Source organism: Mycoplasma sp. 11548 (genome assembly GCF_055523555.1).
In genome coordinates, this window is sequence record NZ_JBVFVF010000001.1 from 525,136 (window position 1) to 539,915 (window position 14,780).

Genomic DNA, 14,780 nt, shown 5'->3' on the forward strand with positions numbered 1-14,780 from the left:
TGGGACAAACGATTGATATAGAAGTTTCTTTTTTATTATTAATAAAACAGATATAACTGATTCTAATTCATTAAACATCGAAATGAAATATGATTGAATAAAATAAACATAAATTAGACAGGGATTAAACATTTGGAATTTGTCCAAATATTTAATCCCTGTCTCCTTTTTTAAATGTTTGTTTTAATTCACTTTATCAAAGCTTAATAATCTATCCCTATAATATTCATATTGTTTTTGTCTAAGGTATATTTCAGCTGGTAAGCCCTTAGATAAATCATTTATTAAGTCGGAGAAATTATCTAGCATTTCAACAATTTTGTTTTGGAGTTGAAGTGGAGGGATAGGAATAATAAGATTATTGACAACTTCCATCGATAAGGATGGAATAGTTGTACCATATTTTGCTTCCATTAACTTATCTTGATTATTCTTAATTACATAATATAAATATTTATAATTAAGAATATCACTACATTCTTGGATTACGTATAAATGTGCACCTGCTCAAAACTTTGAGTTTTGTCATTGGACAAACCCTGCTGATCCACCTTGAGCTATAGTGATTTTATTTTCATTGAAATTATATTCATGTCAATAACCAGTAGGATTTACACCACCATTTATAACTGGATATCCACTTGTAACTAATTTATCTTTATTAAGTTGTTTACCTTTAACACACTTAGCTACATCGCTAAGTTTTTGGTATTTGACCCCATACCCAAAACTAACTAGTTCAAAACCAAATACATATTCAAGTAATTTGGCTAATCCCGGATTATTCTCTCTCTCTCTCTCTCAATATCATTAATATTAAATGATAATAAGAGATCTCTATAATATTCATATTGTTTTTGTCTTAAAGATATTTCAGAAGGTAAGCCAATTTTGAGATCATGACAAATTTGCTCAAAATTATCCAATACTTCTGCAATGCGGTTTTGAACCGGAAGTGGTGGAAGGGGAATTTTAATTTGTCCAATTGCTTTAGCATTAAATTGAGGCTGTGTGCCAATTGAGACAATTTTTTTGGCTTGATTTCAATATAAATTAGATTTAGTAAAATGTCAATAATATTTATTGCTAATTATTGTATTATCTAAATCTATTTTTATTAAATAAGACGCAAATACTGCAGGTTCATCAGAATCAAAATATAAAGTTTTACCATATGAACCTGTTCGAGAAACTAATAAATCACCTTTCTGTAATCTATATTTTTCTATTCCCGCTTCACTAGAGATATACTTTTTGCTATCCATTATTAAACTACCATCTTCAGATATATCAGTAATCCTGATATATCTGAAATCACCCTCATCTTTAGATGATGCTGTATAGCCATATGTAAATTTAGCAATTTGATCTAATTTAATTTCCTTTATTGAATTATCAAAAGTTAATAATTTATCTCTGTAATACTCATATTGTTGCTTACGGTATTTAAGTTCTGTGGTAAGTTCTGTGGTAAGTTCTGTGAAATTATCCAGAATTTTCACAATTTCATCCTGGATCGCGCGGGGCGGCAAAGGGACCTGAATAGAATGGGCTATTGTTGAGCTTTTAACTGTTGGATAACTTTTATCATTGACTAATGTTGCCATGTCAAAACTTTCGAGAGAATAATAAAGAAACCTACTATTAATAAGTTTATCATTTGGAATAACAACTGCTAAATGGGAAACTACATAAGAATCAACGGCCAACCTTACTCTGTTATTAAGTAAAGTTGATGCTCCGCTTTTAGGAATTAAAATTGATCCAGCTGGAAAAAGTTTCAATCCTTTTATGCCATTTTCATTCAAATAATCGCTAATATTTGAAAAATCAACTGATTTCTTTGCTTTTCCAACATCAGAAGTACGGCAAAAAGGATATTTTCCATTAATAAAGAATTTTCCATCTTGTGGTGCTGAATTTCCGGCTGTTACAATTGCAACATCGCTAAGTTTTTTATATTCAACTCCATTAGGACATAATTCTTTAATTAACTTTTCAATTTTATTCATAATGATTCCTTTAATATATAATAATATTAATTTTAACATAATTTATAAATTTGTATTATGGTAAAATTAAAACACTATGGAATTAAAGATGTATAGTTCATTGCAACAAATTAAAGCAAAATATGATCAACTTAAATCGGAGTTAGTTAACCCAGATGTAATTAATGATATTAAAAAATATAATAAAATAAATAAAGAACTTAATTCAATTAGTGATATTGTAGAAACTTTTAATAATTATTTAAATGCTGAATCAAATTTAAAAACTGCTAAAGAATTATTAACTTTAGAAAAAGATCCAGATTTAATTGAGTTAGCAAAATTAGAAATTCAAGAAAATGAGGCTAGTTTAAAACAATTATCAAGCGAACTAAAAATTCTCATCTTACCTAAAGATGAGAATGATGAAAAAGATGTGATTGTTGAAATAAGAGGGGCAGCTGGAGGCGATGAGGCAAATATTTTTGCTGGTGATCTTTATAAAATGTATTCAAAATGAGCTGCACAAAATAATATGAAAATAGGTATTTTAGAATCATCCAGTGCTGAATCCGGAGGTTTTACATTAATTACTTTTTCAATTAAAGGAGAAAAACCTTATTCAAAATTAAAGTTTGAATCTGGGGTGCATAGGGTGCAAAGGGTTCCAGTTACCGAAACTAAAGGTAGAATTCATACTTCTACTGCAACAGTGACTGTTATGCCTGAAATTGATGAAGATATTGATATTCAAATTAAAACTGAAGATATTAGGATTGATGTGTTTCGCTCAAGTGGAAATGGTGGGCAGTCTGTTAACACGACAGATTCAGCTGTAAGAATTACTCACTATCCAAGCGGAATAGTTGTTTCATGTCAAGAAGGTAAAAGCCAAATTCAAAATAAAGAAATTGCATTGCGGATTTTGAAATCTAAATTATATGATTTAGAATTACAAAAAAAACAAGCAGAAGAATCTGGTTACCGTAAGTTAGCTGGCTCTGGAGCCCGTAGTGAAAAAATTAGAACATATAATTACCCACAAGATCGTGTCACTGATCATCGTATCAGCTACTCAAGTTCATTAACTTCAATTATGAATGGTAAACTAAATGCTATAATTGAGGCATTACTAACCGAAGAACAAAATTTAAAATTACAGGATTCTAATTTTTAATGCCAACTAAAACAGATTTATTATTAGAAAAAAGAAGATATAATCTTAAACAAACTATCTCTTCTTTTGAAGAAGAATTACTAAATAAAGGAATGCCAGTTCAAAAAATTATTGGTTATATTGAAATGGCAAATGTTAAAATTGATCTTTCACATAATGTCTTAATCCCTCGTTACGAAACTGAAGAACTTATTTTACAAGTTTTAAATGATCACACTAGTTCTTCTAATATAAAAGTACTTGATTTATGTGCAGGATCAGGTTTTATTGGCCTTGCTTTAAAAAAAGCTAGGCCAATATGAGATATTACATTAAGTGATATTTCAGTTGAAGCAATTAAACAAACTAAAATTAATGCTCAAATAAATGATTTACATGTTAATATTTATCAAAGTGATTTATTTAAAAATTTAAGTAATAACCTTTTTGATTTAATTGTTTGTAATCCACCATATTTATCACATGATGAAAAACTTGATAAATCTGTTTTAAATTTTGAACCTCATAATGCATTATTTGCTAATGATGATGGCCTTGAATTTTATAAAAAGATCATTAACCAAGCTCCTAATTATTTAACTAAGAACGGATTAATTTATTTTGAAATTAATCCGTTACATTATGATTGGTGGGTAAGTTTAACTAATAAATACCATATTGAAATAATCAATGATATTGCAAATTTACCTAGAATAGTTAAATTGAGATTTTAAAATTAATATATTTATATATATTATTCTGGTATAATATAATGAGAAGTAAATAAAAGAAAATAATGTATAAATATTTATATAAGTAAAGGAAGTATATGAAGTTTAGAAGAAAACATAAAATAGGTTTATTAGTTGTATCCGGTGCTCTTGGAGCAACTACTATTTTTACAACTATTCAATCATTACAAATTGATGCTCAAAATAGATACAAGTATAACATCCAACAAGGAGTTAATACTTTTTTAGATAACGATAAAGCTGATCCAAAGAATTCACTCCCAAATGCTTTTGATGATAATTTAGATCGCAAACCAGAAGAAATTAAACCAACTCCACCCTTAGAAATTGACAAACCAGTTATAATTGTTCAAGATCCTCCGAAGATTATTGAAGATCCTAAAGAAGAAATTAAAGAAGAGACAAAACCTGAAGATCCTCCAAAAATTGAGGATGATGTTGTGCCAGTACCTGCCCCAGTTCCTCCAGTTGAAGAACCAGTTCCGGCTCCTCCTGAGGCTCCTGCGCCAACTCAACCAATTAAAGTTGAACCAGAACCTAAACCAGAGCCTAAACCTGAGCCCGAATATCAAAGAGTACAACGTAGAGAAAAAAGAGAAATTAACCAAGGTGGAATTAAATATCTTGCCGAAATCGATGTTTTAAATCCGCCTAAGGATGAAAAATATGATATAAATAATGGAATTGCCAACCGTATTCCATACCAAAATGAGTTTGAAGAGATTGTATCAATTACTGGTGCTTTAACTGAAGAAAACATTCGTCTTAGTGGTGTTATTGCTGCAAGAGGAGCTAAGAAAAATGATTATATTTTTCAGAATAAGGGTGTTGGTTATTATGATTTATTCCACGATGAAAATCAAGACATTGAAAATTTAAATGCATACTTAGCTGGAGATGGAGGGGCACCTGAGCAATTAGGTAATTTATGAGCGCGTTATGAAAGATTATTGCAAAATAAAGAATTATTAAGAACTTTTGTTGATCCAACTGGTTTAGCCAACTTTGACAGGTGGTGAGATGATCCAAAAATAGTTGAATGAAAACCATATAGATCAAATGATAAAATTCGTGTTCCGTATGGTAGATTACTTTTATTAATGCACATTGACCAAAGCAAAATTACTAAAGTTAGTGCAGAAGTGCAACGCCAATTACAAAATGGTTATGTTATTCCGGAGGAATACACCCAAACTTGAGTAAATGAAAAAGGTGAATGAGAATCATATACTTTTAGCCCACCAATTAATAATGTGCAACGTCGTTACACTGAAGATAATAAATTTAAGAAAGTATTAGGTAATAATTCGCAATGACCAACCAGAAATTCAGATGATATTAAACGTGGTAAATATTACAATTGAGATGATCGTATTTTAAATCAAGAATTTATTAATAAAGGATATGGTGACTTAATAGGTGGTTTTTACGGTATTACAATTACTAAATATACAAGACGCGAGGAAATTCAAGGTGTTAACCGTAAAGAAGCGACCGTTGTTGAAATTGATGTTGAACAACCAAAAGCTTACCAAAATGCGCTTGCTTTAATTGAAAGACTGAAAAAAGATGGTTATGAAATTACTGGATATCGTTTCAAAAATATTGGTTTAGTAGGTGCAGATCAAAATATGGATAAAATTTTTGCTGCTTTACCTACAAAATTACCTTTATTAGAATTATTCTTTGCATCTAAGAATACTTCTGCAATTAGGTTTATTAAAGATAAAGAAATTGATGAGCTTGCAATGTATACGGACCAAAAATTAAATGGTAATGCTAACGATTGGGCAATTAACCCTTGAGCTTTAAATAAAGTTGCTTGAGTAAATATGAATGATTACAATGTTAATTGAGCATACTTAAATAGTCAAGAAAGAATTTATACTCGTATTACCTTTGATAATTTATCATTTGATGAAGAAGATGTTAAGAATGAAAAAGGTGATTATGATCTTAAGAAAGTTAACTTAGGTTTAAGAATGGCATATTGAACCAGAAACAATGAACGAATTTTCCAAGGTGGTTGAGGTAGTGGAACTAAACCTGATTCTGGAAGAGACGGAAACTCATGGCCTCTTGGTGTAGATTTTAGCTATGCTCCAAGCGTTAAAACTTTAGCAGGAATGCAGTTCCACGATATTTTAGGGAATAATTCCTCAAAACGTAGATTAAAACGTATTAAACTTTACAATAATTCTGATACTTGAGAAGTATCAGCTGCCGAAATGAATGTGGCTCAATTTAGTGAGATTTTAATCACTGAAGGTCCACAAACTCCTGACGATCGCTCAAAAATCTTCTTTAGTAATGGCAAAAGTACTAAGAAAATTAAATTCTTCTCACTTGATAAAACTAATGGCGATACATTAACTGGAGCTGGTATCGCTAACTTACGTACATTAATCAATTGAAGCGATGGAACATTTAATTCAAACACAGAAATTATTGTTGAAACAGGACAAAATAAAATTCTTCAAGCACTCAAAGGTGCAGGATTTAATGCCCGCTTCGAAACTGAAGATGATCAATATGAAGTAATTTAGTAAACAAAGATCTAAAATATCTGGAAATATTTCCAGATATTTTTTATTTATTAAACGTAAATGTCACATGCAAGTTTTTTTGCATGTGACATTGTTTTTGTCTGCCTTGTAATAAAATAGTTGTATTAATAATTTTTCAAAAAATAAAGGAGACCTTAAAATTATATGAAAAATTTAGAAAAATATATTTGTGTTTTTGACAAATATCGAAAAGAAAATAAATATCAACACTTTAAAATCGAAGAGAATTACAACACTATCTTGAAAATGCAAGGAGCTCTTGGGACACAACGAAAATTACGATCAGATCAAATCGATCTAGAACAACTTTATAATATTCTACAAGAACTTTCTGAAGGCTTCTCAATCCAAGAAGTAGCCAAGATTTTTGATAGAGACATTCGAAGTATAAAAAGCAAAATTAAAATTATTACAAATCGCAGACCACTTAGTTTAGATAAACAAAATCGTTATGTTTGTCCTAAGTGTTCAAAAAGAGTAATGTGGGTTAAAACCCTTAATTTTACCAAGCTATACGAACATTTATTAGGTTATTCATTTTCGCGACTCTTTTTTGTAAGTGATACAATTAAAGAGAAATGAAAGGCCTACAGAAAATATTGGTATAGTGAACTTAATACATACAATAAAAATAGAAATAAAAAGAATTTACAGCAAAAAGAAGTTAAGAAATCAGTTATAAACTGGGAAATTTTTTTCGGACGGTTTTACCTTCCCCAACCATACCATTTGGCTAAGCCAAACGGAATGCTTTGGGAAGGTTTTTTATCTTATTCTTTTATAATTATATCAGTTTATAAATTCTTTGATTTTTTGTGATAATTCAATAAAAGTAAGTCTTTTACAGGTTTGATCAAAATTTGGGAAAATTTCACTTTTAAGAATTGAAAAGAAATATTCAATTTCACGATTATCAAGACTATTACCAATTCTTGACATTGATATTTTACCTTTTAGTGATTTTATTTTTTTAGTATATTCAAGCGAAGAATAAGCAGTTCCATGGTCAGAATGTAAAATAAAATTATTTTTGAATTTTGTATTGGTGATATTATTCAAAATTAGTTCAGTATCATTTCTAAGCGATAATTCATAGGTCACAAACTTAGTTTTATGATCAATAATTGCAGATAAATAAATATGATTCTGTTCAATATCTTTTGGTGCTGGTATATAGGTCACGTCTGTTGCATATATATTATTGTTGCTTGAATTATAATCTCTTTTTACTAAATCAGGTACTTTAACACTAGTATTTTTAGATTCTTTAGTTTTATGTTTTTGTCTAACAAATGTTTTCAAATTCAGTTTTTTCATATAATTTCCTAGGGTTCTAGGATTTATTTGAATATTATATTCTTGGAAAATATATTTAGCAAGTCTTCTTCGTCCATACCTTTCTTTATTTTCGACAAAACTTTGAAAAATTATTTCTTTGTGTTTAACCTTTAGTTCTTTAGTCTTGTTGTTATCTTTCAATTTCTCGTAATATGTAGATCTTGAAACACATATCATTTTAGATTTTTTAGTATGTGAAAGATTCTTGATTTTCTTTATCTTTGAGATATCTGCATCAATATTATTTTCATTAAAAATTTGATAGTAGTATTTTATAACTGCATCTTTTTCATCATCTTTAAGAGTATCAATTCATGTATAATCGAGAACTTTCTTTTTCTTTCTCCCAACACCTTTATCTTTCTTAGGTGATTTACCGCTTTGTGATTCTATGTTCATATTTAAATTATTAAACTGGGAAATTTTTTTCGGACGGTTTTACCTTCCCCAACCATACCATTTGGCTAAGCCAAACGGAATGCTTTGGGAAGGTTTTTTTTATCTTATTCTTTTATAATTATATCAGTTTATAAATTCTTTGATTTTTTGTGATAATTCAATAAAAGTAAGTCTTTTACAGGTTTGATCAAAATTTGGGAAAATTTCACTTTTAAGAATTGAAAAGAAATATTCAATTTCACGATTATCAAGACTATTACCAATTCTTGACATTGATATTTTACCTTTTAGTGATTTTATTTTCTTAGTATATTCAAGCGAAGAATAAGCAGATCCATGGTCAGAATGTAAAATAAAATTATTTTTGAATTTTGTATTGGTGATATTATTCAAAATTAGTTCAGTATCATTTCTAAGTGATAATTCATAGGTCACAAACTTAGTTTTATGATCAATAATTGCAGATAAATAAATATGATTCTGTTCAATATCTTTTGGTGCTGGTATATAGGTCACGTCTGTTGCATATATATTATTGTTGCTTGAATTATAATCTCTTTTTACTAAATCAGGTACTTTAACACTAGTATTTTTAGATTCTTTAGTTTTATGTTTTTGTCTAACAAATGTTTTCAAATTCAGTTTTTTCATATAATTTCCTAGGGTTCTAGGATTTATTTGAATATTATATTCTTGGAAAATATATTTAGCAAGTCTTCTTCGTCCATACCTTTCTTTATTTTCGACAAAACTTTGAAAAATTATTTCTTTGTGTTTAACCTTTAGTTCTTTAGTCTTGTTGTTATCTTTCAATTTCTCGTAATATGTAGATCTTGAAACACATATCATTTTAGATTTTTTAGTATGTGAAAGATTCTTGATTTTCTTTATCTTTGAGATATCTGCATCAATATTATTTTCATTAAAAATTCGATAGTAGTATTTTATAACTGCATCTTTTTCATCATCTTTAAGAGTATCAATTCATGTATAATCGAGAACTTTCTTTTTCTTTCTCCCAACACCTTTATCTTTCTTAGGTGATTTACCGCTTTGTGATTCTATGTTTATATTTAAATTATACAGTTTTCTTTTCTTTAACATATTTCTCATTGATTCTTTATTTCAGTATACTTCTCTGATATCAAAACATAAATTTTCAAATTCTGCCTTCGTTATTCTCAAATTCAAATATTTATCGTACAAATCGAATATTTTGACCCATTCCTTAGTCTTTAAATGTCTCATAACTACCTCTTTTTCTTTATATTAAAAATATTCGGATTTTGTCCGAATATTTTTTCCCAGTTTATTTCCTTGATTTTGACCATATTGTTAAAAAATCTGAAGGTAAATATGGCATAAGGAACAAGAAGCAAACCAAGCCTAAAACATTAAAATATGCTACAGAAATTTCGAAACGTCCAGCTTATATTAATGATCGCTTGGAACATGGTCATTTTGAATTAGACACCGTTATTGGTAAAATCAATGATACATATTGTATTGTGACGATAATTGAACGGCAAACCAGAATGTCTTATGTTATGCTTTCAAAACGCAACTCCAAAGCTATCAAACAAACTCTTGTCAAACTAATCAAGAAACATAACTTAGTCATTAAAACTTTAACAGTTGATAATGGTAGTGAAAATGTCTTATTGCACCAGGTAATTCCAACTGAAAGATTATTTAAATGCCAACCATATAGTTCATGACAAAAAGGTTCAATAGAAAATATGCACCGCTTAATTAGGTATTACATTCCCAAAGGAAAAAGCTTAGATAAATACACTCAGCAAGAAATTGATTATATGATGGAAAAAATAAATAACTATCGGCAACTTGTCCGGAAATATAAGATAACCTAAAATTTTTTTAATCCCCCGCCTTTGATTGCAATCAAAGGGGCCTTACTTTTGACAAAAGTAAGCAAAACCGAAGAGAAAACACTGCCGTGTTTTCTGTTTTCGCATACATTTTTTATGTAAAATTTATGTTAAAATTAAAAGACAATTATTTTGTTAATATCTCGCAAGTGACTTTTCCAAAAAACAATATATTTTTTTATATATATAATTTTATTATAAATACCAAAAAATGGTATAATTAAAATGCCTTAGATTTTTTAAGGCAAAAAATTGATAATACTTAATGAATAGGAGTTATATATGTACACAAAAAAACTTAAAAAAATATTTATTGTTTCGTCTATAGCAGCATCCGCAATTCCATTAGTTGCCATAAATGGAATCTATACTGTAAATAGTCCGAATACTATTATAACAAATAATATAAAAATTCAAAATATTAATTTAGAAACTGCATTTGTTACTAATAGTGATGCAAATTCAAAGACCTATACAATTAACTTTGGTGTTAATAGGTTAGAAGTTTTTACAAAGTTAAACCAGAAACAGACTGATTTAATTAAAAACTTTATTCATAACAATATTGATCAAAATTTACCGGTAAAATATGATGAATTTACGGGAGTTTTATCAATTGCTTATTTAAAAAATACAAATCATGAAAAATTAAATAACTTATTAATTAGTTTTTTAGATAAACACAATATCGAATATCGTAATATTTATAAGTTTAATACAAATACGCAATATGAAGATTTCCAAATAAACAAACAAAATGAGAACTTCATGGAATCTCAAAGTTATTACCCTGGTGGGCGTTATAATTTTAATAACTTTAAGTATGAACAGCAAAACGAAAAATTATTTTCATTTGTCGGCTTGGATCAGTCCACTAGACAAAAACATTTTTATAATTATATTGATAGAAAAGTTAACATAGGTGTTTTAGAATATGAAGGAGTCGCAGAAGTACACTCAAAAGCATTTGAGTGAAATCAAAAATATGGTAATGGAATTAGTTGGAGAAACGAACCATTTTACTATGAGAAGTGGTCAAGACATGCTACCCAAGTATCGGAATTAATAGCTGGTAAAAAGGGGATTAATCAAACAGCTGGTATAGTTTCTGTTGAAGTTAATTTATATTGAAACGGCCTTTCTGGTGAGTTTAATTATTTGCTTCAACACACAAATATTGTAAATAATAGTTGAAATATTTGGAAGGAATTTACATTATTTTTAAGTTTTCTTCCTGGATACTTAGATACCTTAATATTTGAGAATCCAGAATTAATAAATGTTATTTCAGCTGGAAACCAATATAATAAAAATTCCAAGGAGATTTTCGGATTAACATTATCAAAGAACAGTATTATAGTCGGTGCTACAAGTGACGCAAACCTTGAACAAAAATCAAATTATAGCCAAATAGGAAATAATTCGAATTATATTTCAGTAGTAGCCCCTGGCGGTGAATATACATTTACTGACGAATCGATACATGACGGTAAAAAAACAGGTTATCAAAATAGAGGTACGAGTTTTTCAGCACCAGTTGTAACGGCAATCGCCGGGATGTTAAAACAAAAATACCCACACAAATTTGATCTTGGTTCTGATTCTATTATCTTCAAATCGGCACTAATAACAGGATCAAGAAAACCTGCTGGTGTAAATTCAATTTATACTGATGAAACTGGTTATGGTATACCACAATATAATAAAATTGAAGAAGCAATGCAATCTTTAATTGTCATTAAAAATGTTAATAAGAATAATCCGCCCTATTTAAATTCTCGACGTGTGTATTTTAAAAAGGGCGATAAGATAAGAGCTTCCTTAGCTTTTTTACATAATAGATTAGGCGATAAAACTGACATAGATTTTAAAATTAAAAGTCAATCTGGGTATCAATTAGCTATTTCTAATTTTGGTAATAGAAACATTGAAGTAATTGAGTTTACCGCCCCATCAGATGGTTATTATATACTGGAAGCATATCCATATAAAATGGAACAACAAAATGTAGAAGTTGCAATTACATATGTGAAACAAAACTAAGAAAAAAAAGTTTATAAAGTATTTTTTGGTAACTTTTATCCTAGCTATTTTACCTGCATCTTTGCTTGGAGTTTACTTTTATGAAGTTAAAACAATTGAAAAATCTCGTTTAATTTCTGAGCATACATATTGAAACAATGATAAAAATGCTTGGACCAAAGAAGGTGTAAGTCCGAGACTATTTGTTATAGATGAAGATAAAATCCTAGATAAGGATAAGAAAAGTTATTCTAGATGAAAAGAAAATAGTCAAGAAAATGAATTTAATTATCTTTCTAGTGACATTGCATATAAATATTTTAACAATATTAATTATGATGATGTAAATAAACTAAAATGACAAACAGACAATTTAAAACTAACAAGCTATTTAATAAAAAATCAAGAACAATTTATTCAGTTACTACAAAAACATAATCCAAAAAAATACCAAAATAAAGAAAAAATAATTCAAGAACATAATGACTTATTAGATAAAGTTAATTTTGATACACAAGATATTATAATTTTAAATAATTATTTATATAAAAAAATTTCAGAATCAGATAACAGAGAAAAAGGTTTAAATATCAAAAGCTTTACTTTTGATAAGGCAGCACAGCAACTAAATATTAAATTCAATTTTAATAATAGTTATCGATTCTTCTTATTTCATTCAGACAAAAAATTAGGTGGAAATGCATCTGTTGGTGCTGACGATTGGTTTAAAACTTATTTTTTAATTATTGATAAAACAAACATTCAAAATGTTGATGATTTAAATATTAATTTTGAATATGAATAATATCTTAATAATAAGAAAAATTGAACGATTGGAGCAAATAGACATAACAATATTCAGAAGTATCTGAATATTGTTATTCTTTTACTTTCTTATAATAGATATTATTTATTTTCAAAATATTCTTTAATTTTTAATGCTAACTTATTTCCAACAACATTGGCTATTTCTGCTATTGGTGCATTTTTTATTTTTTTGATATTAGAAAATGCTTGCAGTAATTTATTTTCTATATTTTTACCAATTCCAGGTATTTGCAAGAGTAGTGAATTGCTAATTTTGTTGTTACGTGTTTTATTTAAATATTCTTTTGCTTTTTTATCTACTAAGAACTGAATATTGCTTAAAAAATTGAAAGTATTAATTGATAATTCTAAAGTTATATTTTGATCATTAATAACTTTACTTGTTTGATGCTTTTGGTTTTTAACTAAACCAATTACCTTATTGTTAAAATTATAATTTTTTAAAGCTTCTTTAATTTCGTTAATTTGACTAATCGCTCCATCAGCAACAAAAAGATCATTTTGATTAATTTTATCTTGATTTACTTTTAAAAATTGAAGTGTATTTAAATACATATATTTTAAATCATCTTCAGTACTAAATTTTTGAATATCTTTTTCCAAAGACCATTTAAATACTTTTGGTTTTGAGCTAGATTTTAAGTTAAAACTTAATACAACACCCACTCCATCTTTTGATTTTTCAAATGAATTATCAAAGATATAAATATTTTGGATTAAATCTTGATAGCCCAACTTAAGGCTTAATTCTTGTAAAATATTTTCATTTATATTTAAACCTAAGGATTGATATTTTTCTTCAATATTATCTCTTAAGTTATTTAAAATTTTTTGATTTATGCCAACTTTTGGATAACTAATTATTTTCTGCATTTCATTATTTATAATTAAGTCTAAAGATTCTAATTCATTATTTAAATAAAGTTTTTTAGGGATAATTTTATCTTTATAATAATTATTTAAAAAGTATTCTAAAAATTCTTGTAACAATCCATTAAATTCATAATATTTAATACTTATATTTGTAACTATCCCATAATTATATGTTTTGAGAGCTACAAATATTAATTGATTAATTTGTTTAACATAAATATAATCAATTAAACTAATTTTATGAATTTCTGTAACCTGAGGCATTTTTGTTTTAATTAAAAAATCTTGCGCTTTTTTGTACATTAATGCATTTTGAAAATCTAATTTAGATGCAAACTCATTTTCTAATTCTTGTAATTTTTGATTAAAATTATTATTTTTAAATTCAAAAATACTTTTTATTTCGTTCAATATATTTTTGGCTTCTTCTAAACTTTGGCTAGTAATCAAAAATCCGTTTTTATAGGTATAAATGCTCTTAAGTACGTTAATAAAGTTTTTATGATCATCATTATAAAATAAAGGTCCAAAATAATAATTTGTATCAGGATCATTATTTTTAAATACTTTTGAACTAAAACTAAATTTAATTAAATTCTTTTTATTAATGCTTATTTTAATATAAGGATTTTTTTGCGAATTTACAAGCTTAATGTTATATTTTGGTTTATACTCTTTAATCATTTTCTCTTCAAGATGTAATGCATCACGTTCATTAAGAGTATAAACGATTTCAAAGTCTGCTAATTCTTGAAACATTTTGGTAGTTTTATATGAATTCTCAGATCCTTGTAAATATTGTTTTAATCTTTTTTTAATGTTTTTTGCTTTTCCAATATAAATAATATTACCAGTTATATCTTTTCATAAATAAATTCCTGGTTTATTTGCTACAGTATTCACTTTCTCATGTAATTCAAAAGAAAAATCATTCATAATAAAATTATACAAAAAACAAAGCATAG

At 27.4% G+C, this 14,780-nt stretch carries 12 protein-coding genes; 7 read left to right on the forward strand and 5 right to left on the reverse strand.

The genetic code is table 4. The features are described from left to right. Positions 1-183: 183 nt before the first annotated feature. The gene (locus tag AC0B4K_RS02195) at positions 184-774 is read right to left on the reverse strand and encodes a restriction endonuclease subunit S (protein WP_465103988.1); all 591 of its coding nucleotides are present in this window, start codon (positions 772-774) and stop codon (positions 184-186) included. Further along, positions 771-2,012: a restriction endonuclease subunit S gene (locus tag AC0B4K_RS02200; RefSeq protein ID WP_465103626.1), complete on the reverse strand. Its 1,242-nt coding sequence runs from the start codon at positions 2,010-2,012 to the stop codon at positions 771-773. Before AC0B4K_RS02200 ends, AC0B4K_RS02195 begins: the two co-directional genes overlap by 4 nt. A 76-nt stretch (positions 2,013-2,088) precedes the next feature. Here AC0B4K_RS02200 and prfA point away from each other — a divergent pair, with 76 nt between their 5' ends. From prfA to AC0B4K_RS02220, 4 genes are all read left to right on the forward strand, one after another. Next, the gene (prfA, locus tag AC0B4K_RS02205) at positions 2,089-3,168 is read left to right on the forward strand and encodes a peptide chain release factor 1 (protein WP_465103627.1); all 1,080 of its coding nucleotides are present in this window, start codon (positions 2,089-2,091) and stop codon (positions 3,166-3,168) included. Then, complete coding sequence (gene prmC / locus AC0B4K_RS02210) at positions 3,168-3,881, forward strand: peptide chain release factor N(5)-glutamine methyltransferase (protein ID WP_465103628.1); 714 nt, start codon at positions 3,168-3,170, stop codon at positions 3,879-3,881. Before prfA ends, prmC begins: the two co-directional genes overlap by 1 nt. 95 nt (positions 3,882-3,976) lie before the next feature. After that, the gene (locus AC0B4K_RS02215; RefSeq protein WP_465103629.1) at positions 3,977-6,445 is read left to right on the forward strand and encodes a putative immunoglobulin-blocking virulence protein; all 2,469 of its coding nucleotides are present in this window, start codon (positions 3,977-3,979) and stop codon (positions 6,443-6,445) included. 165 nt (positions 6,446-6,610) lie between these two features. After that, complete coding sequence (locus AC0B4K_RS02220; protein WP_465103630.1) at positions 6,611-7,288, forward strand: hypothetical protein; 678 nt, start codon at positions 6,611-6,613, stop codon at positions 7,286-7,288. Here AC0B4K_RS02220 and AC0B4K_RS02225 read toward each other — a convergent pair. Continuing rightward, positions 7,232-8,203 carry an IS3 family transposase gene (locus AC0B4K_RS02225; protein WP_465103631.1) on the reverse strand — a complete coding sequence of 324 codons (972 nt, stop codon included), beginning with the start codon at positions 8,201-8,203 and terminating at the stop codon, positions 7,232-7,234. The two genes, AC0B4K_RS02220 and AC0B4K_RS02225, sit on opposite strands and share 57 nt — an antisense overlap. A 99-nt stretch (positions 8,204-8,302) precedes the next feature. Beyond that, a complete protein-coding gene (locus AC0B4K_RS02230; RefSeq protein ID WP_465103632.1) occupies positions 8,303-9,451 on the reverse strand; it encodes an IS3 family transposase in 1,149 nt (382 codons plus the stop codon). Between the two features lie 38 nt (positions 9,452-9,489). Between AC0B4K_RS02230 and AC0B4K_RS02235 the strand changes: the two genes are divergently transcribed. The 3 genes from AC0B4K_RS02235 (at position 9,490) to AC0B4K_RS02245 (ending at position 12,919) form a co-directional block, all read left to right on the forward strand. Next, entirely contained in the window at positions 9,490-10,074 is a 585-nt protein-coding gene (locus tag AC0B4K_RS02235; protein ID WP_465103633.1) for an IS30 family transposase, read from the forward strand. Positions 10,075-10,374: 300 nt separating this feature from the next. Then, positions 10,375-12,135, forward strand: coding sequence for a S8 family serine peptidase (locus AC0B4K_RS02240; protein WP_465103634.1), 1,761 nt, complete (start codon positions 10,375-10,377; stop codon positions 12,133-12,135). 25 nt (positions 12,136-12,160) lie between these two features. Then, a complete protein-coding gene (locus tag AC0B4K_RS02245) occupies positions 12,161-12,919 on the forward strand; it encodes a hypothetical protein (protein ID WP_465103635.1) in 759 nt (252 codons plus the stop codon). A 101-nt stretch (positions 12,920-13,020) separates the two neighbouring features. On the opposite strand, the gene AC0B4K_RS02250 is transcribed toward AC0B4K_RS02245, so the two are convergent. Beyond that, the gene (locus AC0B4K_RS02250) at positions 13,021-14,751 is read right to left on the reverse strand and encodes a GIY-YIG nuclease family protein (protein WP_465103636.1); all 1,731 of its coding nucleotides are present in this window, start codon (positions 14,749-14,751) and stop codon (positions 13,021-13,023) included. Positions 14,752-14,780 lie beyond the last annotated feature (29 nt).